Raw genomic sequence first — 24,503 nt, forward strand, 5'->3', positions numbered from 1 at the left:
TTCCCAAATAATAAATTGGGGTTGGATGGGTGACTGGTGTCCTCCTGGGTCTTCAAAACCCTGAGGGGCCTGCGTGCCAGGCTCGGTGGGTTCGATTCCCACGCAATCCCGCCAATACATAATGAAATGCTGAGGTGCCCAAAAGAGGATGCTAACCTAAAAACGCGACTTCCTGTCGCAACGGTTAGCTGACCCGCTTCCTGCGGGCCCTCGACGGGCATAAGGCAGACCAGCAGTGTGGCGTTCTTTGCCACGCAGCTGGGTTGACTTATGACCCTAGAATCTGGGCGCCGAAGCTGAACAATAGAAAAGCGGAAGCGCCTGTCCAGCTCTGACAGGCTTAAGACCCCGAGGAGCTAGGCGCTGAAGCTGGACAACAAGAAATGCACAAGTCCCATCTTAAAAGATTGCCGTAGCGGCAATCTTTTTTTATGAAAGAAAGACGAGTTAAGTGACAAATTCCCTTAGTTTTAGGATAATTTAATCTAGCAGGAATGCTTGCATATTCAAATCGTTGAATCAAAGGATGAAGAGAATGAAAATTGTTTTAGCTTCACCGAACTATCCGCAGCTTCGCGGAAACACGGTGACGGTTCAACGCATCGCAGAAAACCTGGAAAAATTGGGAGTAGAAATTGAAATTATTTCAACGACAGATACCAACGTCATCCGCTCTTTTCCAGATGCTGATATCGTCCACGGCTTCCATGCCTATAATTTTTATCAGTTTCTGCAAAAACTGGATTCAAAACCACCACATTATATGGTTACCATTACCGGAACTGATTTGAACCATGACCTTTTTAATCCCGAGAAACGGAACGATGTACTGGCTTCTTTGAATGGCGCGAAAGCTATTCATGTATTTGATGAAAAAGCCAAAAGACTGTTGGTGACGGAAGTCCCAGGGCTCACTGATAAAGTTTTTGTTATGCCGCAGGGCAATCACCCTTCTCCTCCTGGCCTTTCGCCTTTTACCAAAGAACCCGACAGCTTTTTATTTTTCTTGCCTGCAGGCATACGGAAAGTGAAAAACATCCCTGCTGCGATTTCGATTCTCGAGGAGCTGCATGTACAACATCCTCAACTGCGGTTATGGCTGGTTGGACCTGTCCTCGAGGAAAAGGAAGGCCAAGTTGTCATGGAATTGGTCGATCGCCATAAGGACTGGATTCGTTATCTTGGTCAAGTCCCGCATGAAGAGATGGGTTCTGTATATCGAGAAGCCGATGTTGTCTTAAACACTTCCTTGTCAGAAGGTCAGCCGGCAACAATTTTGGAAGCAATGGGATATTCTTTACCGGTGCTAGCGTCAGACATTCCGGGCAATAGTGGCATCCTCTCCAATGAGGAAACTGGGTTTTTATATAAAACCCGAAACGAATTCCTTGATTATGCTGAAAAGCTAATGAATAATAACAAAATAAGGCAAAATATAGGTCAGTCCGCTGAAGCCTATGTAAAGCAGCAGCATTCAAGTGAACGCGAAGCTGAGACTTTGCTGGAGATTTATCAACGTATCTTAAACTAAGCTGTATTTTCGATGTGCAGCAAGCAATCGAGTGTAAAAAAGGAGAGATTAACATGGTTGAAAAAGAAAGCGTAAAACTAACTTCTTTATCTACAAAAGGCGGTTGAGGCTGCAAAATTGGTCCTGAGGACCTGGCGCAGGTTCTGCGTCACTTACCGAAAAATGTAGACGATCCAAACTTGCTGGTCGGCCTGGAAACAGCTGACGATGCGGGAGTTTATAAAATTAATGATGAAACAGCACTAGTCCAGACATTGGATTTCTTTACACCGATTGTCGATGATGCCTATATGTTCGGCCAAATTGGTGCAGCCAATGCGTTGAGCGATGTCTATGCCATGGGCGGCAAGCCACTAACCGTCATGAACATCGTCGCTTTTCCAATCAACACATTGGATAAGAGCATTTTAGCCGATATACTCGCTGGTGCTTCCGATAAGGTCAAGGAATCCGGAGCCACTTTGGTCGGCGGCCATTCAATTGACGACCAAGAGCCTAAATTCGGTCTATCCGTTACAGGAACGATTCATCCCGATCGCATTCGCTCCAATGCTGGCGCTAAACCGGGAGACCGCCTTATTTTGACAAAACCGATTGGTGTCGGCATTTTAACAACCGCCATCAAACAAGGCATACTGGAAAAAGAGGATTTGGATGAAGTCATGAACGTCATGGCCACATTGAATAAAACTGCTGCAGAAGTAATGGAAAAATACACTGTCAATGCCTGTACGGATGTGACTGGATTTGGTTTGCTTGGCCATACAATGGAAATCGCAAAAGGCGGCAACGTCGGAGTAACAGTCATCAACCAAAACGTACCGGTCCTGTCACGTGCAAAAGAACTTGCAGAACAAAATATTATTCCGGGCGGCACACGAAAAAATCGCCAATGGCTTGCGGACGATATCGATTATGCGAACGATATCAGTGAAATCGATCAATTGATCCTTTGCGATGCAGTCACTTCCGGAGGCTTGCTGATTTCAGTTCCTGAAGCAGAAGCTGACGCATTACAGCGTAACCTGCTTGAAAACAATGTCCAATCCGCCATCATCGGGAATGTGACAAGTGAAAATCCAGGACGTATTCAAGTAATTTAAGGTTTGGCTTTGCTAATCTGACCAGCTTAGACATGATTTATTTTAAGCTTTTGACAAGGACTCTGCTTGAGTCCTTGTTTTACTGTCAGCTTAAACCTACACCAAAAAATATGAAGAGGTGCTTATATTGAAAAAATGGATTTCAACGATTTCTGTACTTTTCCTGGCATTGTTCCTAGCTGCCTGTGGAAATGATTCAACTGAAAATGAAAGTTCAACAGCGTCCGATAACGAAGAACCCTTTACGATCGGCGTAATTCCAGCACAAACAGAAGGTGAAATGCAAACGGCAATGGATAAACTGCAAACAATTCTGAGCGAAGAATTAGGCCGTGAAGTCGAGATTGAAGTTTATCCTGACTACAACGGTGTTGTGGAATCCATGAATTACGATCAAATTGATATGGCCTATCTCGGACCATTGACTTACGTTATCGCGGAAGCAAACAGCAATGCAAAAGCCATCATCACTCAACTCGTTGACGGCGAGCCATACTATCATTCGTATGTCATTACTCACAAAGACAATCCCGTAACTTCTTTGGAGGAATTATTGGAAAACCCAGGTGAAGTACAGTTTGCTTTCGGTGATCCGAACTCTACTTCCGGTTCATTGATTCCTTCTATTGAATTGCAGGATCGCGGAGTATATGAATCCGAACAGGAAAACCAATTCGAGAGTGTTCGTTTTACCGGATCGCATGATGCTACTGCATTGTCTGTCCAAAACAAACAGGTAGATGCAGGTGCCATCGACAGCGCGATTTACAATCAATTAATTGAATCAGGCAAAATCGATTCTGAACAATTAAAGATCATCTGGGAATCCGAGCCATTGTTCCAATACCCATGGGCTGTCTTGGAAAGTACAGATGATGAAACAGTCGCAAAACTTCGTGAAGCGTTTTTAGCAATTGAAGACCCTGAAATCCTTGATGCCTTTGGTGCTACCGGCTTTACTGAAGCCACAAATGCAGATTACGAAAGCATCAAACAAGCGGCGATAAAGCAAGGAATCATTGAAGAATAGAGTTGATCAGCTTGTGGTTTAAAAAAAGCAATTTCATTACATTGATAATCGTCCTGGTGCTGGTTTATTTCAGCATGCGGATTACGGAATTCGACCTTTCCAAATTTAAGGACTTCCGGAATATGATCGATTTCTTGTCGCAATGGTGGCCGATGGACTTTTCCAAACTGCCGGGTATGGTAGAGGATACATTCGAGACCTTGGCGATGGCCTTTCTTGGAAGTGTTTTTGGCTTACTGATCGCCTTGCCGATCAGCTTTATGGCTGCACGCAATACCGCACCTTCCAAATTTCTTTTCCATATTACTCGTGTCGTGCTTAGTTTTGTCCGTTCCATCCCAGAAATCGTCTTCGGACTAATCTTGCTGACAACGCTTGGACTTGGACCTTTTCCAGCAGTTATTGCCATCATGTTCCACAATGTAGGAGTTTTTGGTAAGTTGGTTTCTGAATTGATTGAAGCTGCCGATCCAGGTCCACAGGAAGCCATGCGGGCAGTTGGTGCGAAAAAATGGCTGGCAAATCTTTTCAGCATTCTTCCACAAATTTGGCCAAATGTTTTGTCCCAGTTTTTCTATCGATTTGAAGTTGCTATCCGTACTTCCCTTATACTGGGCTTTATCGGCGGCGGTGGAATCGGTCAGCGCTTGTTCAATGACTTTAAAACCTTCCAGTATTCTTCTGTTTCATTGGATGTATTGATCATTATGGTTATGGTCATTGCTATCGACTTTTTGGCCAGCACTATTCGAAATCGCGTTATATAAAGGAGTGGCTATATGATTCAAGTGAAAAATTTATCTGTACATTATCCGGATACTAAAGTTGAAGCACTGACTGATATCAGCCTGTCCCTTAACAAAGGTGATTTTGTCTGTGTGCTGGGTAAAAGCGGAGCGGGAAAATCAACGTTTATCCGTTGTTTGAACGGGCTGCAAAAACCAACCGGCGGAGAAATTTATTTTGACGGCAAGGATATTTCTGTCCATAATGAAGAAAAATTGCGTAAAGTACGCAGGGAAACGGGCATGATTTTTCAGCATTTCAGCTTAGTTCCACGTTTGAGTGTGATACAAAATGTTCTGACTGGCATGTTTGGTTACCGTTCTTCTTTCAAGAATCTAATCGGCTGGTTCACCGCTGAGGAACTGGCATTGGCAAAGCAAGTCATTGCTGATGTCGGTCTGTCAGAAATGACTTACCGCAAAGTCGAACAGTTAAGCGGCGGTCAAAAACAGCGTGTCGGCATCGCCCGTGCGCTTGCACAGCAGCCAAAAGTTTTACTAGGGGATGAACCAGTCGCCAGTCTGGATCCCGGCACTTCCAACCATATTTTCACTTTGTTGACGGAAATGCACGAACGCCTGAATCTACTGACGATTATCAACGTCCATGATATTGAATTAGCCAAACGCTATGCTACCCGCATTTTGGCATTGAAAGATGGAAAACTTATTTTTGACGGTCCACCGGAAAAATTCAACAATGCCGAATACCGTGAAACCTATACTTCCAACCCGCAAACCGCATTTTTTGACGCTGGGATTTAACAGCGAAAGGAGATGATCTGCATGATTAAAAGTCCATGAGCAGTTGATCAATCCAGGGTCGTGTACGACTCTACTAATCCGCAAATCATTACACTCAATCAAATTCATAGCGACAAATCCGTAGTCCTCAGTTTTGATGATGGTCCAAGCAAAGTGTTGCTACAAATATTAGACATCCTGAAAGAGGAGAATGTGCAAGCCATGTTCTTTTGGCAATCACGTCTTCTTTATCCATCAAGGCCGTGGCAGCGTCTGGTGGATGAAGGACATATTCTAGGAACGCATTCAATGAAACATCGGAATTTGGTTGAACTTTCTTATGAAGAGCAGTACGAAGATATCCGCAACAGTGTGGCCCATATTGAAAAAATTACTGGAAATCCCCTAGTCTATTTCCGTCCCCCTTATGGACGCTATGACCGTAATACCTTAAAAGCAGCAAGAGCTTTGAACTTAACGACCGTCCTGTGGCGCATCGCCTCAATGGATTGGGAACTGAAGGAAGATCCTGATCAAATTGTTCGATACGTTACGGAAAATTTGGAGGATGGCGCTATCATCCTGCTGCATGAATTAGAGCAGACGGTTGCCATTCTTCCCCAATTGATTAAAGCCATTAAAGAACAGGGCTATAGCTTCTCTTTACTGAAAGAGACCTAACAAAAAGTCGGTGCCATAAATAGGCACCGACTTTTTTGTATTTTTCTTTATATGCATTTCGTTTTAAATGGTATCGCCAGTAATTCTTCAGCGTTTAATATCCTTCCACTCATTCACGGGATCAATAAAATCTTCCACTGCTGCAGAATTTGGCAATCCTTCAAAATCGCCCTTTACTTTCATCACCATTGCCCCGATTGCGTTGGCGCGTTTGACTGTTTGTTTTAAGGAGTCCTGTTTTAAAATGCCGCTGATGATTCCTGCTGCAAACCCGTCACCTGCTCCTACTGGATCCATTATTTGAGAAATTGGGAATCCATCAACGATGAATTGCTCTTCTCGGGTATGCACATACGCTCCTTTACTGCCAATTTTTACGATGATGGTTTTGTCTTTTCCATCATTTAATGATTCTGCCACATCCTCTATTTTTTCTTTACCGGTCATAAATTGCCCTTCATCAAGGCCAGGTAAAATCACATCCGCATGCATGGCGATTTCATTCAATATGCGCTTTGCTTTTTCTGCAGTCCATAATTTCAACCGCAGATTTGGATCAAATACAATGGTCAGTCCATGCTTTTTGGCAATTCTGATGGCTTCCATGACCGTTCTGTAGCACGCATCACTTAAAGCAGGCGTAATTCCTGTGATATGAAGAATTTTTGCCTGAGCAATATATGCTTCATCAAGATCTCCCGGTTCCATCAAACTTGCTGCTGAACCTTTCCGGTAATAATAGACGTTCATGTCTTCTGGTGACAGTTGCTCTTTAAAAAGCACACCGGTTGCTGCTTGATCAGTAAAAATGCAAGATGACGTCTCAACGCCTTCTCCCCTGACCGATTTATAGACATACTGGCCAAATGAATCTTCTCCTAGCTTGCTGAACCAACCGACTCTATGTCCTAAGCGGCTTAACCCAATCGCCACATTAGTTTCGGCTCCGCCAATCCGTTTTGGAAATTGCTGAACATACTCGAGAGATTGCATTTGTTCAGGCTGAAAGACAACCATTGTTTCGCCTAAGGTAAAGACTTCTATTTCACTCATGGAGCTCCTCCTTTTCGAGTATTCTTACTCCGTTTTCTCCACTTGCCAAGACGATATTCGCCATATTGATAAATAACCCTGTTTCAACGACTCCTAAGATCAGCTTTAAATTCCGATGAAGGGCATGTAGGTCGGATATTTCAGCGAATTGACAATCCACAATATAATTGCCGTTATTGGTGACAAAAACTTCTCCACTCTCTCTTCTGAGTTTTGGCTGACATTGTAAGTCCGCTATTTTTTCTGCAGTATTTTCCCAACCAAATGGAACGATTTCAACCGGTAAGGGAAATGCCCCAAGCCGATCAACCAACTTACTATCATCCACAACGATGATCAATTGATCGGCTGCATCATTCACCAACTTCTCCCGCAGCAATGATCCTCCTCCTCCCTTGGTCAAATTAAAGGAAGGATCCACTTCATCTGCTCCATCGATGGCCAAGTCCAAGTGCCGGGATTCTGAAAGCGTTGTTAAGGGAATACCGAATTCTTTCGCCCACCCCTCTGTTCTTAAAGACGACGGCACCCCTTTGACAGTTAAGCCTTCTTTTACACGTTCCCCTAGTTTTTTCAGCATCCAGTAGACAGTGGAGCCAGATCCCAATCCTATTATCATTCCGTCTTTGATGTAATCAACCGCTTTTTCACCAACTTCTTTTTTCTTTGCATCTGCCATATCTTCCATGACTTCCACCCCTTCTCTAGTTTGTTATAAATTCAATTTAAGCCAATCTGTATGGAAAGAACCTTCTTTATCAGTTCTTTTGTAAGTATGGGCACCAAAATAATCTCTTTGTGCCTGCAATAAGTTGGCTGGCAAATTAGCCGTCCTATAACTATCAAAATAAGCCATCGAACTCGACAAGGCCGGTACTGGAATGCCATGCTGAATTGCAGTCGACAAAGTTTGGCGCAATGCTGGTTGATATCTTTCCACCAAATTTTTAAAGAATGGATCCAGCAATAGATTCTTCAATTTGGGATCCCGTTCGTAAGCATTTATAATATTATCCAGAAACTGCGCTCGAATGATGCACCCCTCTTTAAAAGTCATGGCAATTTCTCCATAAGGCAGTTTCCAGCCATATTCTTCAGAAGCTGCTGCCAGTTGTGAAAACCCCTGGCTATAAGCGCACAACTTACTCATATAAAGCGCCTTTCTTACCGCTTCAATCATCTCTTCTTTATTGTTGTCTAATGGTCTTTTTGGCGGTCCATCAATGGATTGGCTGGCATGAACCCGTTCATCTTTCAAAGAAGACATCACCCGGGCAAAAACAGCTTCGGTAATAATTGATAACGGTACACCTAAATCCAATGCGTTCTGGCTTGCCCATTTACCGGTTCCTTTTTGGGCAGCAGTATCCAGGATCACCTCCACCAGCGCTTTGCCGGTATCTGGATCTGTTTCAGTAAAAATATCGGCTGTAATTTCGATTAAGTAACTATTTAATTCCCCTTCATTCCACTCTTTGAACACTTCGTGAAGCTCAGCTGTCTTTAGCCCAACCACTTGCTTTAAAATGAAATAAGCCTCTGTTATTAATTGCATATCGCTGTACTCAATACCATTATGCACCATTTTCACATAGTGGCCGGTGCCGCTTGGCCCTAAATAAGTAAAACAGGGACGTCCATCTTTTTTTGCCGAAATTACAGTTAGCAGCGGCTCTACTTGTGCAAATGCTTCTCTTGCTCCGCCTGGCAGTATAGCTGGTCCTTCCAAGGCCCCTTTCTCTCCGCCGGAGAAGCTAATATCCATAAGATGAATGCCCTGTTCTTTTAATTGCTTGCTTCTTTCCACAGTATCCTGAAAATGTGAATTTCCTCCATCCATCAGAATATCTCCAGCATCAAGGTGAGGCAGCAATGATTCAATGACTTCGTCCGTGGGATTTCCTGCTTTTACAATTACTAATATTTTGCGTGGACGTTCCAATGACTCTACAAAATCCAGCAGTTTGTCGAATGCTGTAAACCGCTTTCCCGATCCTTTGTTCTTCAAAAAAAAGTTTGTATTTTCGTAGGAACGATTATAGAGAGATACCGAAAATCCTCTACTTTCTATGTTCAAAGCCAAATTGCCGCCCATAACCCCTAACCCGATAATCCCTATTTGCTGCTTCTTCATCTCACACTCATCCTATCTGTAAATAATAGTGAATCAGAAAATACAAAAAAAGGAGAGATTCCTCTCTCCTTTTCCATGCTTATTTCTGCTGGTCAAGAATATCTTGACGCACAGGAGTAAAAACATCCAAGATGACACATTCCTCAATCACCTTTACTTGGTGTTTTACATTAGAAGGAATGTATTGGGCATCCCCCTGATGCAACAGCGTTTTTTGGCCTCCTACTTCAAACTCCACAATGCCTTTTTCGATGTAACTGATCTGCTCTTGCGGATGCTGATCTACGTCTCCTGTAAAACCTTCCGCTAAATTAACTCTTACCAACATAAGTGAACCGGTGCTCGATAATACTTCTCTTGAAACCATGAAATCTTCCTTTCTTTATGGAATGTATTTTTACAAGAATAGACCTGGATTAATCATCTTTGGCAAAAAGAATGCAATGTCCGGGAAGAAAGCCACGAACAGCAGTACCACTATCACAATCAAGATATAAGGCAATACCGCCACTAATGAACGTTCTATGCTTAGACCGCCAATTTTTGCCGCCAGCAACAGACATAAACCATAAGGTGGAGTGATCAAACCAATCGCCAAAGTCATAACGACGATTAATCCTAAATGGACCGGATCCATTTCGAATAAAGTAGCGGTCGGCAAAATGATGGGAACAAACAAAATCATCGCTGGAATGGCATCCATGAAGGTACCGATAAACAGGAAGAATGCGATAATGATCAGAATGAACAACCATTTAGTTCCAATATTATCAACAAAGAACTGCTGGGCTACAACTGACAATTGGTAATAGCTCATCAATTCACCAAGGGCACTTGCTGCCGCTAAAGCAAATAACGACAATGAACTGAGTGCCAAAGTGTCTTTCAAAATCCCCGGCAAATCAGACACCTTCAAGGTTTTGTAATAAAACATACTGATTACCAATGTATAAAGAGAAGCTACTGCTGCCGCTTCCGTTGCAGTAAAGAATCCAGTAATAATCCCGCCGATAATAATCACCGGCGTCAATAAGGCTGGCAATGTTTCAAAAACCAGCTTTAAAAATGTTCCCATAGATGCTCTTTCAGATCGTGGATAGCCTCTTTTCAGAGCCATGATGTAAATGAACGTCATCATCCCGACGCCAATTAAAATGCCCGGCACAATTCCGCCAAGGAACAAGGCACCAATTGAAGCATTTGTTAATCCTGCAAAGATAATCATCGGAATGCTCGGCGGAATGATGACGCCGATTGTGGAAGATGCAGCTGTAACTGCGACTGCAGTGTCCGTATCATACCCTTGTTTTTTCATATTAGGAATGAGGATTTTCCCGACTCCTGCAGTATCCGCTTGAGCCGCCCCGGAAACGCCGGCAAAAATCATTGATACCAAAATATTGGAATGCGCCAACCCACCTCTAATGTGACCTACAACTGAAAGGGACAAATCAATCAATTTTTGTGATATTTTTCCGTGATTCATCAGATTTGCTGCTAGGATAAATAACGGTACAGCCAATAGTACAAAAGAATCGATGCCATTCAACATTCTGATTGGCACGGTCACTTCTGGAAGAGTCTCAATACTGAAGACACCGATAAATGACACAATCCCGATAACAAAAGCAATTGGAACACCAATAAACATGAGGACCAGGAAGATCAGAACAAGTAAAATGCCAATCATGCATCAGCCCCCCTTTTCAGATTTTTGAGGTCTTTAAAACCGTTGAAGAGATGGCCAAGCGTGTAAACGGCCATGGTGAAGCCCATAATCGGCAACGAAATCCAAACATAGCCCATTTTCATTTCCGGTAAGGCAACCCAATTATAATCCCAAAAAGTTTGTGCCGCTTCAATTCCAAAATACAAAATCGCCAGCGCAAAAAGTAAAATTATCGTATCGATTACCAATACCAATACTGTCTTTTTTCTGCCCTTTAATTTAATCGTCAAAAAATCAAAGCTAAAATGTTCCCGTTGGTTGACCATAACCGCTGCCCCCATAAAAATAGACCAAATAAATGAATAGTTTGCCACTTCTTCAGTCCATATGATGGCAACACCCATGTGTCTGGAAACAATTTGAATGATGATGGCAATAAAAAATATAGATAAGGTGATTACCCCAAACGTCATTTGCGCCTTCTCTAAGACTTTTATCATGGTACCATCCTTTCATTAAAAGATTGAAAGGGAGAATAGACCAGCTGCTTCTCCCTTTCAATAATCATGGAATTATTTTTGTTCTACAATCTTCTGATACATTTCTTCCGCACCCATGTCCTTGGCTGCCTGCTCCTGGAGCGGCTTTGCCAATTCGGCAAATGGGGCTGTGTCAATTTCTCCGATTTCGGCACCATCAGTGATTGCGATTTCTTTGTATTCTTCTTCTTGTGCAAGCAAAGCTTCCCGCTCCGCTATAACAGACTCTTCAGCTGCATTCATGATAATTTCTTGCTGCTCAGGTGAATACGAATCAAAATCGTTTCCATTCACCAACAAGAATCTGGTCGTGTAATCGTGAGCTGTTTCAGTCACGTATTTCCCGTTATCAGTTTTGTGGTGGTTTTGCTGAACAAAATAAGGATAAGAGTTTTCAGATGAATCAACTACATTTTGTTGCAAAGCTTGATACAATTCACCCCAAGCAACAGATGTAGGGACAGCGCCTGCTTGCTTCCAGTAATCAGAAACCACACCAGAAGTCTGAGTTCTGATCGTCATTCCGTTTAAGTCATCCATGGATTCAAGTGGTTTTTTGCCGTAGAAATGTCTTACACCGGCAGACCAATAACCCACGATTTTAAAATCATTATTCGATTTTTCATTGACAATAGTCGCCATTTCTTCCCCTACCTCTCCATCAACTACTTGCTCCCAATGCTCGTAGCTGTCAAATAGGTAAGGCAGAGCGAATAGATCGACTTCTTTAATGCCCGTTTGGGTCATAAATCCTGGAGATACCAAAACAACGTCCGCTGCCCCCAGCTTCAGTTTTTCAACTAATTCGGATTCTTCTGTACCGATTGTCCCAGCATGTACTTCCACTTCAATATTTCCATCAGATTCGCTTTCCACCACTTCTTTGAATTTCAATAACCCGACCTGATATGGATTATCTGGCGATGTTTGGTTATGCGCTGCAATCAGCTTGATTTTTTCTGGTGCCCCACTGTCTCCACCGGCTGATTCTTCACTTCCACATCCAGCTAATGCTGCTGCTATAACCAATGGCAAAACTAAAAACTTTTTCATCTTCTTGTTCATGTCTTTTCCCCCTTATTTTGAATTGCGTAAATCCCCATTGTCCTGTTGCTTAGCCTTAAGTTACCTGTCACTCAAAGTTTGTATGCCTTCTGGTCATTTCCTCATATACATCTTTGTTTCCATTTTCAGCTAATGTGCCGATGATGATGGCATCCAATATAAGATGGACGGATTGATCAAATTGGTTTCCGAGCGGCTGGATTGTTGCAGGCTCTTCGGGCCGCCGCTGTTTAGTGGCGGCTGGAATATTCAATACCCCATCACAAATCGCTGCGATTTGTGATTCTTTATTGGTTGTCACCAGTGAAACCTTAGCCCCTGACTCTTTAGCTTTTGAAGCAAATTGCAGGATAGCTTCTGTAGATCCCGATCCCGAGATAGCCACCAACAAATCGCCTTCTTCAATACTTGGTGTGATCGTCTCCCCAATTACAAAAACCTGAAATCCACCATGCATCAAACGCATTGCAAAAGCTTTCCCCATTAAGCCGGAGCGTCCTTCCCCGTATACGAAAATACGTTTCGCCGCCTTTAGCTGAGCTGATAATTGAATTGCTTCATGTTCATCTACATTCGATAAGACTGTTGTAATTTCTTCAGCTACTTGTTGGATGATCGATCTCAAAACGCTTTGCCACCTCCTTCATTTCTTTCGCTTCCTGTCCGGGATTTGCAGCTTTTGTGATGGCGCTTCCAATTATTAATGCAGTAAGCTTTTTATCCAGTAAAGCGGGAAGCGACTCTTTAGTGATGCCCCCAGCTATTGCTACTTCCAGATCAGTTGATCCCTGCGCCAGCATCAACAGATCGCCGCTCATCTCTTTTTCAAGCTGCATATCCTTTCCGTGATGCAAACCGACAAGATCTACTCCCATCCTTTGCAGCTCCTTCAGGCGGTGCGAATCTGTCACACCTAATAAATCGACCATTACACGTTTGTTCGATTTTTTCGCGGCTTCTAAAGCATCTATTATTGTTTTATCAGCTGAAAATGCCATAACTGTCATTATATCCGCACCTGCTTCGAAGGCTTGGAGCGCTTCGTGCTTTCCTGCATCACAGGTCTTCATATCCGCCACCAGAATTTTTTGAGGGTAAGCTGCTTTAATGTCACGGACAATCGACATGCCATACTCCTTAATAACTCCTGTTCCTACTTCAATCCAATCGATGTAAAGGGCTGTTTCCTCGAGAATAGCAAAGCATTCTTCTTTAGTTAAACGATCCAGGGCTAGCTGAAATTTCATCTGCTCACTCCTTTCAAATAGTAAAAACCACGGTCAGCAAGAGTTTCTAATTACTAATTCAGGTTCAAAAAGATACATTTTAGATTGGCCCACTTGACCCTCTTTCTGTATTTTACCCATTAAAAGTTCTGCAGCTTTTTTCCCTATATCAAAGGCAGGCTGCTCTACAATGGTCAATGCAGGCTCAAAAAATGATGCAAATGAAACATCGTCAATGCCGATTACCGCCATGTCTTTAGGAATTTTCAAGTTTTGGCTTTTAAGGTATTTTAAAATTTCTATTAAAGTTAAGTCATTTCCAGCTAGTATGGCCTGTGGAGGCTCTTCAAGCTCCAGCAATTCCTTAACCCCTTGCTGCACATGCTGAATTTCTAGCGCTTTAATATAGTCTTCTTCTATCTTTAACCCATTGCTATCCAAAGTTTTTTTATATCCAACAATTCTTTCAATCCGCGGTGCGATGGCATCAATTTCATTCGTGATGATACTAATTTTTCGATACCCGCTATCGATAAAATGCTGAACTGCAAGTCTAGAAGCCATCTCATTATTTACCATGACTGACGGGATGGCGACGTTCGGTAAAGTGCGATCTACAAAAACTACCGGATAATTGCTGTCGACCATGTCATTATAAATAGCTTCATTATGTCCGGTCGGCAAAATGATCATTCCATCGACTTGTTTAGCGCGCAGCATGTCGATATATTTTTGTTCTTTAATGGAATCGTTGTCTGCATTGCAGACAATTAGATGAAAATCAGCTTTATTGCAAATGTCTTCAATTGATCTGATGACCTGAGCTGAAAAGGTATGCAGGCTGTTTGCTACAATGACTCCGATTGTCGTTGTCGTTTTTTGCTTTAAGCTTCTTGCTAAAATATTCGGGCGATAATCCAATTCTTTTATCGATTTTTCTACCCTCTTTTTCGTTTCATCGCTCATATGACTATATCGGCCATTCAAGAAATGGGAGACAGTGCTCTTGGAAACTTGAGCATGTTGCGCTACTGTTGCCATTGTAATTGTCTTCATTTGAATCTTCTCCAAACTCTATGCGATGGGTATATCGGTTTACTAAACCGATATACCTTAGTATAAAGAATATGTAAGCGCTTTACAATAGGTTTCAACTAAATATTCTGATTTTTTATTTTTATTCGGTTGATTAGTTCAAATACAGCAGAAATAACAATCGTCCTTATTGCAAAACGTGTCAAAAAGCTTAGACAGTAAAAATCGGCTAAGCTTTTCATTTCACCATAATATTCTATTCTTCTTTTTCTTCTGCGTCAGGCGGTGGCCAGGCACCGATCAATTTGCGCGCAAATACAACCTGGCCGGCATGATAACTATTGTGATTGATCAGAACCATCAGCAAATCCGCCGAAGTTCTTTTTCTTCCATCGAGACCCTCTTCCAATGAATCTTTTGATGCTTGCTGCGTTGCTCGACCCAAGCTTTTCAAAAACTGGGTTACAGCGTCTGTGTATTCTTTTTCATTCGAAGGAAATGGAGAGCTCGGCCATGATTCGGATAGGTCCTCAGGGCTTTCTGTTTTTTCTTCGTGCATCTCTGCAAGTATAAAATCCTGCCAATAATTCATGTGAAATAAAAGTTCCCACACTGAATGCGGACTGCCCTCAGGCTTTTCTCCCGCCATCTCCCAGCTGAGGCCATTAAACAGCATATCCGTCTGATAGTGGGCGTACTTTCCTTGCAATCCATTCTGTAAATACCGAGTGATCATCATTCATTCCTCCTTCTCCTATTATTAATAAAGATTCAACGAAAAAGTACAAAACCCTTTCTGAAAAAGGTAGAATTGATAAAAACCATCCAGGCATTCCTAAAACTGAAAGATTGTCCAATTCGAACGACAAAGGCGGGGTCTCATGCGAGGATTTTTTTACACCTGTAAACTCGTTGCTTTTTTCCTTTTGTTGAGCAGTCTTGCACACGCTATCTATTTAAAGGAGTGGATCAATAACCGATTCATGGTCGGTCCAAATGACGGGCTGTCACAAATGCTTCCCTTTAAAACACTTCTATACCGGCATTACACCGAAGGGGAGTTTTTCTATTCGTCATTCTTTGGATTGGGCAGCGGCATATACAGTGAACTCTCCTATTATTTTTCCACTTCCATTGTCTTTATTGTGACCACTGCGTTTGTATTTCTGCTCGAATCCGCCGGCTTGATATCAGAACCCGATGAATTATTTTGGGCCCATGCCGCGGTCTTTATCCATATTTTCCGTTTAGCCGCAATACTTTTTATCACTTATCATGTTTTTCATTACTTCGGTTTCAAGCAGGTTGCCGCCTTGCTAGGCGCTGCTGTCTACGGACTTTCAAGTATGTATTTCCGGCATGCTGTCTATTGGGAATTTTTTGCTGATGCCTACTTGTGGCTGCCGCTCCTCGTGTTAGGAGTGGAAAAAGTATTCCGTGAAAATCGCGGAGGCTGCTTTCTTTTCGCCATTGCGGTTTCAATGTTCGATAATTTCTATTTTGCCTATGTGAACATTTTACTTATCTCTTTCTATACTATTATGCGTGTGTATACTCCTTTGACAGCGAATGAAACACCGCGGCAGCTCGCCCTCTGCACTCTTTTTATTTGTGGATTCATGGGGGCTGGGATAAGCGCTATATCGTTCATTCCTGCTGTGTATGCCTTCTTCAATAACCACCGGCCAGCTTATCAGCATGACATCCCTTGGTTTTCCTGGCTGGATAATGTATTGTTCACCAGCAGCTTTATTATCTTGCCTGCCGCATTCGTCGTCCTGCTATTTGTTTTCCCGCTCTTCCGCAACCGTCTGTTTCGCTTTTTTTCCTTGTTTGTTTTAGTGGGAACTGTTTTTCATTACAGTCCGAAAATCGCCAGTGTATTCAACGGCTTTTCCGCTCCTCAGAACCGTTGGGAATACTTCATTTCATTTGCGGCCGGAGGTGCAGTAGCTGCAGGATACAGTAAACTGGCGAGCATTAGAGTTCTGCACCTTCTTCCGGCCGGCATCCTCGCTTTGCTTGTTTATACAATTTTTGCGTTCGTCGATCAAACGATTGGCGTTCCACGGCCTCTGCTTTTCATTTTTCTGGGTATCGCGCTGCTGATCTATATTTTATATGGAATAGCATTACAAAAGAATTCGAAAATCGGACAAGCTCTGGCAATCGGACTGCTCCTTCTTGGGGTGCTGGCAAGTGCAATTCAACTTGGACTCGCTTTGATTACAGAAGGTGCTACGGTTCAATTTCCTTTATACCTTGCTATTATGGGGACGGTTTTGCTCACAGCCATTTTGCTTCTTCGTGCGGTCCAGAGCCAATCGCAAGAAGCTATTGCAGCATTATTCATCATTACTACCTTAATTTTTTCAGTCAATGGATTTCAGTATGTCCTATTAGTAAAGAGTGGAAACACCCAGTTCGTAACAGAACAATTCATTACCGGTTCCGATTATAACGATTCCGAAATCACAGCCTTGCTTAAAGCGATCCGCCTGCAAGAAGGAAATTCCTTTTACCGTGTGGACTGGATGGAAGGCATTCGCAACAATACACCTATGGTCCAGAATTTTAGTGGAGTGAGTGCGTATTCCAGCATATTAAATAAAGAAATTCTGCAGTTCTATTTGTATGATTTGGAAGTTGATATGGGCAGAGAAAGCGTCAGCCGCTATGCAACGCTCGGGAATCGGACAAATCTGCACAGTCTGCTAAGGGCAAATTACATCATTACAGAAAAAGAGGATCCGAACGTGCCAGCAGAATTCGAAGAACTGCTCAGCTCTGTCAATTATGCGGTTTTTGAAAATCAACTGCCCTTGCCGTTTATTAGAGGGGCTTCTAAGATTTATAGCGAAGATTCGCTTGCTGGCGAATCAACCTTGCGGCGTGAACATGCGATGCTGACGGGTGTCATTTTGGAAGATCCGGAAAATGTTTCTCCTTTGCCCCCGGCACTGCCGGAACTGCCGTTTGAAGTCCAAACTGAACAAGCCCATTTTGAACAGGAAATTTTAACCGTTACAGGCGAGTCTGGCGGACTTGATCTTTTGCTGAATACAAATCTTCCTCCTGAAAATGATTTATACGTTTCGTTTCATTTGATAAAACAATCCCCTGACGGTCTCTTCCCATTGACGGTGAATGCGTATGAGACGTCCCGAAAATCAAATCAGTCTGTCTATAAAACTTTCGTAGACGATTTAACGATCCGGATACCTGCTGACGATACTATCCGAATACGTGTGCCCAATGGCCAATACGAACTGACCGAGCTGGCTGTTTACCAAGAGAATTATCAGGTACTCGCTGCAGAAGCAGCAGAAAACCCTGGAAGCTACGGAATCGAGTGGCGCGGCAGCACCCTAGAAGCTGAATATTTAAACGATGCTGACGCAAGCTTCCTAGTGATGCCCATTCCTTATGGAATTGGCTGGCAGGCAAAAGTGAACGATGAAAAGGTTGATGTGCAGAAAGCAAATTATGCTTTTCTTGCAGTACCAGCCGTTCCTGGTAACAATCGAGTAGAACTCATCTATCGACCTCCCTACTTCTATCGTTCTCTCGCTCTTTCCATTGCCTTTTCCCTGTTGTCTATTTTGTACTTACGAAAGAGATCAGGAACTGCCGGCTGATTTGTTTATTGACCTTTTCTATAAAATTCAATTCAACTTTTACTGCATAGCTAAAAGCGGAAAAGCCCTCCACTTCAATGGAGTTCTTTTCCGCTTTTATGACATCTCCGTTTTTGTGCTTGCGTCTCTTTGGTTATAAAGTGAAATACAGCTGTCTCGCTAGATTTCATTGGTCTCGTGTAAAGTGACGCTTTCAATATAGTGAATATAGCGTCTCAGCTCTTTTGCCTGTTCTCTTGTAATGTCTCCTGCCACGTACATTCTATAAATTTCAGATCGCCCCATATCCATGACGATGACCCGCAATTCCTCTTTCTGTAATTCGTATTTTTCGTCGTATAGAGCTTCCGGTTTTTTTAAGCGGCTGATCATCTGCTTATAATCCGAGACGACTGCTTCCACGATTTCTTTCGGTTTGTATTTCCTTGCGTATTCCTCAAGTTTCACCAAAGCGGACTGCAAAGCCTGCAACTGAATTTCACGGCCCGCCTGGAATTCAATCAGACGCGTTTCTTCTTCTTTTAGATTTTGACCTCTGAAGCGCCTCCATGCCCGAATCAGCTTTCCTTGCAAATACAGCATTGTGGAGCGCGCATTATTGGCAAGAACTTCTTCCCGGCGGTCCAGGGACTTTTCAAAAGCTTCATATATTTCTCGATTCAGGTCTTTTTTCCGATAAAGCTCCTGAATGTATCTGCGTTCAAACCGCAGCGCTTTTAAGCGGACTTCCCTCATTTTGCGTTGGTATTTTTTATTGGCCTGTGCTGCTGCATCTTCTTCCGGTTGAATTTGCTGGAAGCGCAATTTGTATTCCTCCATCAATTCATAGGCAGCCGCTTCGTTTTCTTCTGTGATTTCAGATTTTATTTTTCTAATCGAGGCCAGCAAAATTCGTCTCCGTGCTTCCTCCAAATCCATCTTCAACGTATCTTCGCCATCCGCCAGCTGTCCTTTACTGAGCATCGGCAGGAAAATCGTTGCTACGATCAAGGTGAACAGAATTGTTCCAGCTGCTAAAAAAAGAATGAGGGAACGGTTTGGAAAAGCCTCTCCATTGGCCAGCAGAAACGGCAACGATAATACACCGACCATAGTTACTGTCCCACGGACTCCAGTCAAGCTGACGTATAAAGTTAATTTCAGGCTCGGCTTGGCCGCTTCTTCCATTTTGCCGAAATGGTATTCATATACAGAAAAAAAGTATGCCCAGATAAACCGGGTGCCGAGAATCATAATGCCGATAGCAAATACATAAGAAAAAATTAGCCATAGACTGGCATTCGGATTTTCCAAAACTCCGCTCATCGAAGTCGGAATATTTAAACCGAGGAGCAGGAAGACAATTCCATTTAAGATAAAAAGGATAATCGTCCAGATATTTTCAGTTACCACTTGTTCTTCTGCAATAAAAGTCTCAGTCTGTTCCCTTACCAGTGAATGCACAATTCCTGCGACTACTACAGCAATGACGCCGGACGCATGAAGAATGTCTTCTGTAATGATGAAAATCAAGAAAGGTGTCATGATTTGCAGCAAAGTATGAAAAGTTACATCATTGATGCCTTGTTTCCGCAAAATCAATCGAATGCCGATGACCAGCAAGCCTAAGGTCAGGCCAAGTAAGGCACCAGCCACAAATTTATAGGAAAAATCCAATACTGCTTCTGACAAAGAAAAATAGCCTGTAACTACGGCAGCAACAGCGTAGTTAAACGCCACAAGGCCCGATGCATCATTTATCAGCGATTCCCCTCTCACCAGACTCAACACTTTCTGGGGAATTCGGATTCGCTGTGCAATGCCATTGACCGCTACCGGATCCGTCGGCGACAAAATTGCGGCTAATGCAAAAGCCGCTGCAAGAGGAATTTCATCTATCAACCAATGAATAAAATAGCCGCCCACAACTGTTGTCAAAAGCACTAAAATGATGGCATTGCCCAGAATTGGCCCTTTCATGCGCCACAATTCTTCCCTTGGAAAACGACTGCCATCGTTGAATAACAATGGTGCTATGAACAGCAGCAAAAACCATTCGGTTTCAATATCGAAGGAAATATCCTCATAAACCAGCACCAGAATGATGCCCAACGTCACTTGAACCAATGCGGTCGGAATAAAAGGGATGTAATGGCTTACAACATTTGAAATCAGCAGGCAAATCAATAAAAGAAAAATGGTAAGCAATAAGTCCATAGCGGTTCTCCATTCTGCTTTAAGTACGAATAATTTCGATATGAGTAATTTATATATACCCAAAATAAACGGCAGCATACGCTCTTTGTCATTGTTTTCTAGAAGAACTCAGAAAAAATCACAATTCTTTTTATATACTGCGCTTTTTCCTGCAACACAATGCGGTTCATTCCGAAGATTCGGGTATACATTTTTTAACTGAACGATTGGGAGGTGCTTTGATGTTCTACTTAAGTTTGGCATTTATTATCGGTTTTATGCTTATTCATATTTTCACGAACTATATTAAGTTTCTCGACCGAAAGCGTAAAAATAGGTTAATGTCATTTGTTTCCGGCGGATCGATCGCTTATGTATTTTTACATTTAGTGCCAGAATTAACGCATTACCAGGAAGTTGCTGAAGAAGCGCAATTGACGGGATGGCTTGAGAGCTTGGACTTTGTTACTTATTTAGCTACTCTCATCGGTATTGCTTTTTTCTATGGCATCAGCCAACTAAATGATAAATCACAACAAAGAAATGAAAAAGAAAATGACCTCACGAGACCGAGCAAACCGGTATTCGCACTTGAAATTGTTTCGTTCTCTTTATACAACATGCTGATCGGATACTTGTTGATTGATTTGAGCGGTGATAATCTCGCCGATTACTTCATTTACTTTATTGTCTTTTCTTTTCACTTTATCGCCAATAATCGCGTACTGCACCTGACCCACGAAGACTTATATACAAACATTGGACGTTGGGTATTGGCTGCTGCAGTGTTGGCAGGCTGGCTGCTCTATAATTTCACTGAGACTAGTGAGCTGAATATTGCTTTCTTTTCCGCATTCCTCACGGGAGGCGTCATCTTAAATATTTTAAATGATGAACTGCCCGTTGAAAAAAACAGCAGCTACCCTTCTTTTGTTGCGGGTCTAGTCATGATTACTGTATTGCTGCAAATTATTCTGTAAAGAATTGTACAAGAATTTAATTCAAGACCTCAACAGATGCCCAACTGCCTTTTACAATTCCTGTTGGCGCCTCCCTTTATGTTTATTTTTCAGGTGAAAGTGGTACAAAAGATATATAATTTATTCTGAAATTTCCGATATTAATTAGAGGTATCACTTGAGTTGGTAGAGAAATAATTGAGAACAGACAAATTGCTGGAATGGGGGAATTTTTGATGAAAATTATTGTAGCTGGTGGAGACGGATTTTGCGGCTGGCCTACCGCCTTGTACTTATCTCAAAAAGGTCATGACATTTCAATTATCGACAGCATGGTCAGAAGGCATATTGATGAAGAACTGGGTTCGAATTCAATTACACCGATTGCCAGTCTCGAAGAGCGAGTAGCCAAATGGCAGGAACTGACCGGCAAAAAAATACCTACATATGAGGGCGATCTGCAGGATTTCGACTTCTTGAAAAGCGTTCTTGAAAAAGAACAGCCTGAGGCATTTGTCCATTTCGCAGAGCAGCGATCTGCCCCGTATTCCATGATTGACCGAGAGCATGCAGTTTATACACAGGTCAATAATGTGGTCGGAACACTTAATGTGCTCTATGGCATAAAAGATATTGTTCCGGATTGCCATTTGATCAAACTTGGAACCATGGGCGAATATGGAACTCCTAATATACCGATTGAAGAAGGTTATTTGGATATCGAACATAAAGGCCGGAAAGACCGGTTGCCATTTCCTAAGCAGCCTGGGTCGTACTATCATCTTTCCAAAGTTCACGACAGCCACAATATCATGTTTGCTTGCAGGATTTGGGGAATTCGGGCAACCGATTTGAATCAAGGCGTAGTGTACGGCCTTTCAACAAAAGAAACTGAACTGGATCCGATCCTGGCCAATCGCTTGGATTATGATTCTGTATTCGGAACTGCGTTGAATCGTTTTATTATCCAGTCTGCAATTGGGCATGACTTGACTGTTTATGGAAAAGGCGGTCAGACACGCGGCTTCTTGAATATCGAAGACACTGTGCGGTGCATTGAAATTGCGGCTGAACATCCTGCCGATGCCGGGGAGTTTCGGGTGTTCAATCAGTTTACCGAAGAGTTTTCGGTATTAGAACTGGCCCAAATGGTTCAAAAAGTAGCTGCAGAAGAGGGATTCACTGCGGCACTTACCCACTTGGAAAATCCTCGAGTGGAAAAGGAAGAACATTTCTATGAGGCAGTCAACACAAGTTTACTGGACCTTGGATTAAAGCCGCATCTATTGACGGACGATGTCATCCGTGAAATTTTAAAAACAGTTATCAAACACAAAGATCGTGTCATCAAAGAAAACGTTCTGCCAACCGTTACATGGAAGTAATCAGCGGTTGACACAGTGAACTTTAACGTTGGGAGCTGTTTCTATGAAGATCATGATCGTCACTGAGACTTTTTTGCCTTCTACCGACGGCATCGTTACAAGACTGACAGCCTGTATTCGCTGGCTTCACCAGGATGGGCACGAAATTCAAATCATTGCCCCAGACCTTGGAGTAAAAGAGTTTGACGGAGCCATCGTAAGGGGCGTACCCGCTTATGCGTTTCCTTTTTACCGCTCCAAAAAATTTGCTTTTCCGAATCGCATTGTCAAAAAATATATGGCAGAATTTGATCCGGATATCGTTCATGTCGTGAATCCAGCTGTTGTCGGATATTCCGGTGTTAATTATGCTAAAAACTTGGATATTCCCTTAATTGCCTCTTACCACACCAACATCCCTCAATATATGGCCTATTACAAGCTTGGTAAATTGGACTGGCTGATGTGGTGGTTCATGAAAAAGATGCACAACAAAGCGGATCTTAATCTATGCACATCCCATACAGTTTTGGAAGAGTTGAAGGACAAAGGTTTTGAACGGATGCAGGTCTGGAAGCGAGGAGTTGACACAGAGCGATTTAATCCTCGTCATTACACAAGGGATATGCGCTTGAAATTAGCTGGAGGGCAAGAAGATAAAATCCTTCTTCTCTATGTCGGCCGTTTGTCTGCTGAAAAAGAAATCGAAAAAATACGGGATGTCTTAACAGTTTCAGACCGGTACTGTCTTGCCATTGTCGGAGACGGACCTCACCGAAAAGAGCTTGAAAATCACTTTAGCGGTACACGGACAGTGTTTACCGGTTTCATTCATGGCGATGAACTTGCTTCGGCTTTTGCTTCAGCAGATGCATTTGTCTTCCCCTCCACTACCGAAACTCTAGGCTTGGTTATCATGGAAGCGATGGCTTCCGGGTTGCCGGTAGTAGCAGCAGAAAGTGGACCCACTAAGGAACAGGTTACAGATCGAAGAAACGGTCTGCTCTACGATTCAACAGATCCGGAGAGTTTTAAAAAAATCATCCGTCTGCTGGAAGACTCAAGTTTTCGCAACCAATTGGCCAAGCAGGCTGTTGCTGATGTAGCTGAATTGGGCTGGGCTGCCGCCGCTGAACAAATCCGGGATCTATACAGCCAGATTGTTGAAGCAAAAGCAGTCAATCCCTACCAGGCTGCGGAATAAGAAAAACCGGAATTCCCGGAGAACAGAGGGATGCTATGGAGAACAGCGAAAAGCGTCGGACTCCTATCCAAACCCTTCAATTTACAGTAATCGGCATCTCCAACGCTGCTGTTGACATTGGCTCGCTTAATTTGCTGCTGCTGTTACATCCGACTAACCACGGTGTTACTTTAACGCTTTTTAACACCTTTGCTTATGGTTTGGCAGTAAGCAACAGTTATATTTGGAATTCCATGATTACGTTTCGCCATGCGGCCAAAGGCAGCACGAAACAGCGCTTAGGCTTTTTTCTGCAGGGGTTGTTCAGTCTGCTGATCAATAATATCGTTTTCCTTGCTTTTAATTTACTGTTTCAATCCATAGGCATGCCTGTCTGGATTCGCCATAACCTGTCAAAAGGCTTGGCTATGTTCGCTTCTTTTTCAGCCAGTTTTTTTATGATCAAATATCTGGTTTTTAAAGATCGGCCACAAAAAAAGCAGCCCCTATAATACTTTTAGAAAACCCGCTTATCGGTTTCATGCCGATAAGCGGGTTTTCTTTTTTTGTCGTAACAGCAATGCTCGCT

Annotated in this window: 23 protein-coding genes and 1 tRNA gene; 12 read left to right on the forward strand and 12 right to left on the reverse strand. The window is 42.8% G+C overall.

The window, feature by feature from the left end:
* Positions 1-17 precede the first annotated feature (17 nt).
* From FQV26_RS18810 to FQV26_RS12605, 7 genes are all read left to right on the forward strand, one after another.
* Positions 18-114, forward strand: a tRNA-Sec gene (locus FQV26_RS18810).
* A 421-nt stretch (positions 115-535) separates the two neighbouring features.
* Entirely contained in the window at positions 536-1,531 is a 996-nt protein-coding gene (locus FQV26_RS12580) for a glycosyltransferase (RefSeq protein ID WP_186759896.1), read from the forward strand.
* 53 nt (positions 1,532-1,584) lie between these two features.
* Positions 1,585-2,634, forward strand: coding sequence for a selenide, water dikinase SelD (gene selD / locus FQV26_RS12585; RefSeq protein WP_186759898.1), 1,050 nt, complete (start codon positions 1,585-1,587; stop codon positions 2,632-2,634).
* A gap of 127 nt (positions 2,635-2,761) precedes the next feature.
* Positions 2,762-3,664: a phosphate/phosphite/phosphonate ABC transporter substrate-binding protein gene (gene phnD, locus FQV26_RS12590; protein WP_146557897.1), complete on the forward strand. Its 903-nt coding sequence runs from the start codon at positions 2,762-2,764 to the stop codon at positions 3,662-3,664.
* An 11-nt stretch (positions 3,665-3,675) separates the two neighbouring features.
* Entirely contained in the window at positions 3,676-4,431 is a 756-nt protein-coding gene (gene phnE / locus FQV26_RS12595) for a phosphonate ABC transporter, permease protein PhnE (RefSeq protein ID WP_146557898.1), read from the forward strand.
* Positions 4,432-4,443: 12 nt separating this feature from the next.
* On the forward strand, positions 4,444-5,214 hold the full coding sequence (phnC, locus tag FQV26_RS12600) for a phosphonate ABC transporter ATP-binding protein (protein WP_146557899.1): 771 nt from the start codon (positions 4,444-4,446) through the stop codon (positions 5,212-5,214).
* Positions 5,215-5,274: 60 nt separating this feature from the next.
* Positions 5,275-5,874, forward strand: a complete 600-nt coding sequence (locus FQV26_RS12605) for a polysaccharide deacetylase family protein (RefSeq protein ID WP_315898442.1) — start codon at positions 5,275-5,277, stop codon at positions 5,872-5,874.
* Positions 5,875-5,961: 87 nt separating this feature from the next.
* On the opposite strand, the gene FQV26_RS12610 is transcribed toward FQV26_RS12605, so the two are convergent.
* The 11 genes from FQV26_RS12610 to FQV26_RS12660 all read right to left on the reverse strand — a co-directional run bounded on the left by FQV26_RS12610 (position 5,962) and on the right by FQV26_RS12660 (position 15,331).
* Positions 5,962-6,927 (reverse strand): sugar kinase, encoded by a 966-nt coding sequence (locus tag FQV26_RS12610; protein ID WP_146557900.1) that lies wholly within the window; start codon positions 6,925-6,927, stop codon positions 5,962-5,964.
* Entirely contained in the window at positions 6,920-7,615 is a 696-nt protein-coding gene (rpiA, locus tag FQV26_RS12615) for a ribose-5-phosphate isomerase RpiA (protein ID WP_146557901.1), read from the reverse strand. The genes FQV26_RS12610 and rpiA overlap by 8 nt, the downstream gene beginning before the upstream one ends.
* A 24-nt stretch (positions 7,616-7,639) precedes the next feature.
* Positions 7,640-9,061 carry an NADP-dependent phosphogluconate dehydrogenase gene (gene gndA / locus FQV26_RS12620; RefSeq protein ID WP_146557902.1) on the reverse strand — a complete coding sequence of 474 codons (1,422 nt, stop codon included), beginning with the start codon at positions 9,059-9,061 and terminating at the stop codon, positions 7,640-7,642.
* Positions 9,062-9,140: 79 nt separating this feature from the next.
* Positions 9,141-9,428, reverse strand: coding sequence for a cupin domain-containing protein (locus FQV26_RS12625; RefSeq protein WP_146557903.1), 288 nt, complete (start codon positions 9,426-9,428; stop codon positions 9,141-9,143).
* A 30-nt stretch (positions 9,429-9,458) separates the two neighbouring features.
* On the reverse strand, positions 9,459-10,751 hold the full coding sequence (locus FQV26_RS12630) for a TRAP transporter large permease (RefSeq protein ID WP_186759900.1): 1,293 nt from the start codon (positions 10,749-10,751) through the stop codon (positions 9,459-9,461).
* The gene (locus FQV26_RS12635; RefSeq protein ID WP_146557904.1) at positions 10,748-11,230 is read right to left on the reverse strand and encodes a TRAP transporter small permease; all 483 of its coding nucleotides are present in this window, start codon (positions 11,228-11,230) and stop codon (positions 10,748-10,750) included. The genes FQV26_RS12630 and FQV26_RS12635 overlap by 4 nt, the downstream gene beginning before the upstream one ends.
* Before the next feature lie 72 nt (positions 11,231-11,302).
* On the reverse strand, positions 11,303-12,334 hold the full coding sequence (locus FQV26_RS12640; protein ID WP_261384335.1) for a TRAP transporter substrate-binding protein: 1,032 nt from the start codon (positions 12,332-12,334) through the stop codon (positions 11,303-11,305).
* Positions 12,335-12,401: 67 nt separating this feature from the next.
* The gene (gene hxlB / locus FQV26_RS12645) at positions 12,402-12,959 is read right to left on the reverse strand and encodes a 6-phospho-3-hexuloisomerase (RefSeq protein WP_146557905.1); all 558 of its coding nucleotides are present in this window, start codon (positions 12,957-12,959) and stop codon (positions 12,402-12,404) included.
* A complete protein-coding gene (gene hxlA / locus FQV26_RS12650; RefSeq protein ID WP_146557906.1) occupies positions 12,931-13,581 on the reverse strand; it encodes a 3-hexulose-6-phosphate synthase in 651 nt (216 codons plus the stop codon). The genes hxlB and hxlA overlap by 29 nt, the downstream gene beginning before the upstream one ends.
* A 33-nt stretch (positions 13,582-13,614) precedes the next feature.
* Positions 13,615-14,616, reverse strand: coding sequence for a LacI family DNA-binding transcriptional regulator (locus tag FQV26_RS12655; protein WP_146557907.1), 1,002 nt, complete (start codon positions 14,614-14,616; stop codon positions 13,615-13,617).
* A 235-nt stretch (positions 14,617-14,851) separates the two neighbouring features.
* On the reverse strand, positions 14,852-15,331 hold the full coding sequence (locus FQV26_RS12660; protein ID WP_186759902.1) for a DinB family protein: 480 nt from the start codon (positions 15,329-15,331) through the stop codon (positions 14,852-14,854).
* 145 nt (positions 15,332-15,476) lie between these two features.
* Here FQV26_RS12660 and FQV26_RS12665 point away from each other — a divergent pair, with 145 nt between their 5' ends.
* Positions 15,477-18,233 carry a YfhO family protein gene (locus tag FQV26_RS12665; RefSeq protein WP_146557909.1) on the forward strand — a complete coding sequence of 919 codons (2,757 nt, stop codon included), beginning with the start codon at positions 15,477-15,479 and terminating at the stop codon, positions 18,231-18,233.
* A 159-nt stretch (positions 18,234-18,392) separates the two neighbouring features.
* On the opposite strand, the gene FQV26_RS12670 is transcribed toward FQV26_RS12665, so the two are convergent.
* A complete protein-coding gene (locus FQV26_RS12670; protein WP_146557910.1) occupies positions 18,393-20,429 on the reverse strand; it encodes a Na+/H+ antiporter in 2,037 nt (678 codons plus the stop codon).
* A 221-nt stretch (positions 20,430-20,650) separates the two neighbouring features.
* Here FQV26_RS12670 and FQV26_RS12675 point away from each other — a divergent pair, with 221 nt between their 5' ends.
* The 4 genes from FQV26_RS12675 (at position 20,651) to FQV26_RS12690 (ending at position 24,426) form a co-directional block, all read left to right on the forward strand.
* Entirely contained in the window at positions 20,651-21,388 is a 738-nt protein-coding gene (locus tag FQV26_RS12675) for a hypothetical protein (RefSeq protein ID WP_146557911.1), read from the forward strand.
* 215 nt (positions 21,389-21,603) lie between these two features.
* Positions 21,604-22,752, forward strand: coding sequence for an NAD-dependent epimerase/dehydratase family protein (locus FQV26_RS12680; RefSeq protein ID WP_146557912.1), 1,149 nt, complete (start codon positions 21,604-21,606; stop codon positions 22,750-22,752).
* Positions 22,753-22,795: 43 nt separating this feature from the next.
* Positions 22,796-23,935 (forward strand): glycosyltransferase family 4 protein, encoded by a 1,140-nt coding sequence (locus FQV26_RS12685; RefSeq protein ID WP_146557913.1) that lies wholly within the window; start codon positions 22,796-22,798, stop codon positions 23,933-23,935.
* Between the two features lie 35 nt (positions 23,936-23,970).
* Complete coding sequence (locus tag FQV26_RS12690; RefSeq protein ID WP_146557914.1) at positions 23,971-24,426, forward strand: GtrA family protein; 456 nt, start codon at positions 23,971-23,973, stop codon at positions 24,424-24,426.
* The last annotated feature ends 77 nt before the right edge of the window (positions 24,427-24,503 follow it).

It is taken from the genome of Planococcus sp. CPCC 101016 (assembly GCF_007859295.1).
Taxonomy (GTDB): Bacteria; Bacillota; Bacilli; order Bacillales_A; family Planococcaceae; genus Planococcus.

Coding starts and splice junctions, on each gene's coding strand:
- FQV26_RS12580 (WP_186759896.1), top strand. CDS start 536: ATGAAAATTGTTTTAGCTTCACCGAACTATCCGCAGCTTCGCGGAAAC.
- phnC (WP_146557899.1), top strand. CDS start 4,444: ATGATTCAAGTGAAAAATTTATCTGTACATTATCCGGATACTAAAGTT.
- FQV26_RS12610 (WP_146557900.1), bottom strand. CDS start 6,927: ATGAGTGAAATAGAAGTCTTTACCTTAGGCGAAACAATGGTTGTCTTT.
- rpiA (WP_146557901.1), bottom strand. CDS start 7,615: ATGGAAGATATGGCAGATGCAAAGAAAAAAGAAGTTGGTGAAAAAGCG.
- gndA (WP_146557902.1), bottom strand. CDS start 9,061: ATGAAGAAGCAGCAAATAGGGATTATCGGGTTAGGGGTTATGGGCGGC.
- FQV26_RS12625 (WP_146557903.1), bottom strand. CDS start 9,428: ATGGTTTCAAGAGAAGTATTATCGAGCACCGGTTCACTTATGTTGGTA.
- FQV26_RS12630 (WP_186759900.1), bottom strand. CDS start 10,751: ATGATTGGCATTTTACTTGTTCTGATCTTCCTGGTCCTCATGTTTATT.
- FQV26_RS12635 (WP_146557904.1), bottom strand. CDS start 11,230: ATGATAAAAGTCTTAGAGAAGGCGCAAATGACGTTTGGGGTAATCACC.
- FQV26_RS12640 (WP_261384335.1), bottom strand. CDS start 12,334: ATGAACAAGAAGATGAAAAAGTTTTTAGTTTTGCCATTGGTTATAGCA.
- hxlA (WP_146557906.1), bottom strand. CDS start 13,581: ATGAAATTTCAGCTAGCCCTGGATCGTTTAACTAAAGAAGAATGCTTT.
- FQV26_RS12655 (WP_146557907.1), bottom strand. CDS start 14,616: ATGAAGACAATTACAATGGCAACAGTAGCGCAACATGCTCAAGTTTCC.
- FQV26_RS12660 (WP_186759902.1), bottom strand. CDS start 15,331: ATGATCACTCGGTATTTACAGAATGGATTGCAAGGAAAGTACGCCCAC.
- FQV26_RS12665 (WP_146557909.1), top strand. CDS start 15,477: ATGCGAGGATTTTTTTACACCTGTAAACTCGTTGCTTTTTTCCTTTTG.
- FQV26_RS12670 (WP_146557910.1), bottom strand. CDS start 20,429: ATGGACTTATTGCTTACCATTTTTCTTTTATTGATTTGCCTGCTGATT.
- FQV26_RS12675 (WP_146557911.1), top strand. CDS start 20,651: ATGTTCTACTTAAGTTTGGCATTTATTATCGGTTTTATGCTTATTCAT.
- FQV26_RS12680 (WP_146557912.1), top strand. CDS start 21,604: ATGAAAATTATTGTAGCTGGTGGAGACGGATTTTGCGGCTGGCCTACC.
- FQV26_RS12685 (WP_146557913.1), top strand. CDS start 22,796: ATGAAGATCATGATCGTCACTGAGACTTTTTTGCCTTCTACCGACGGC.
- FQV26_RS12690 (WP_146557914.1), top strand. CDS start 23,971: ATGGAGAACAGCGAAAAGCGTCGGACTCCTATCCAAACCCTTCAATTT.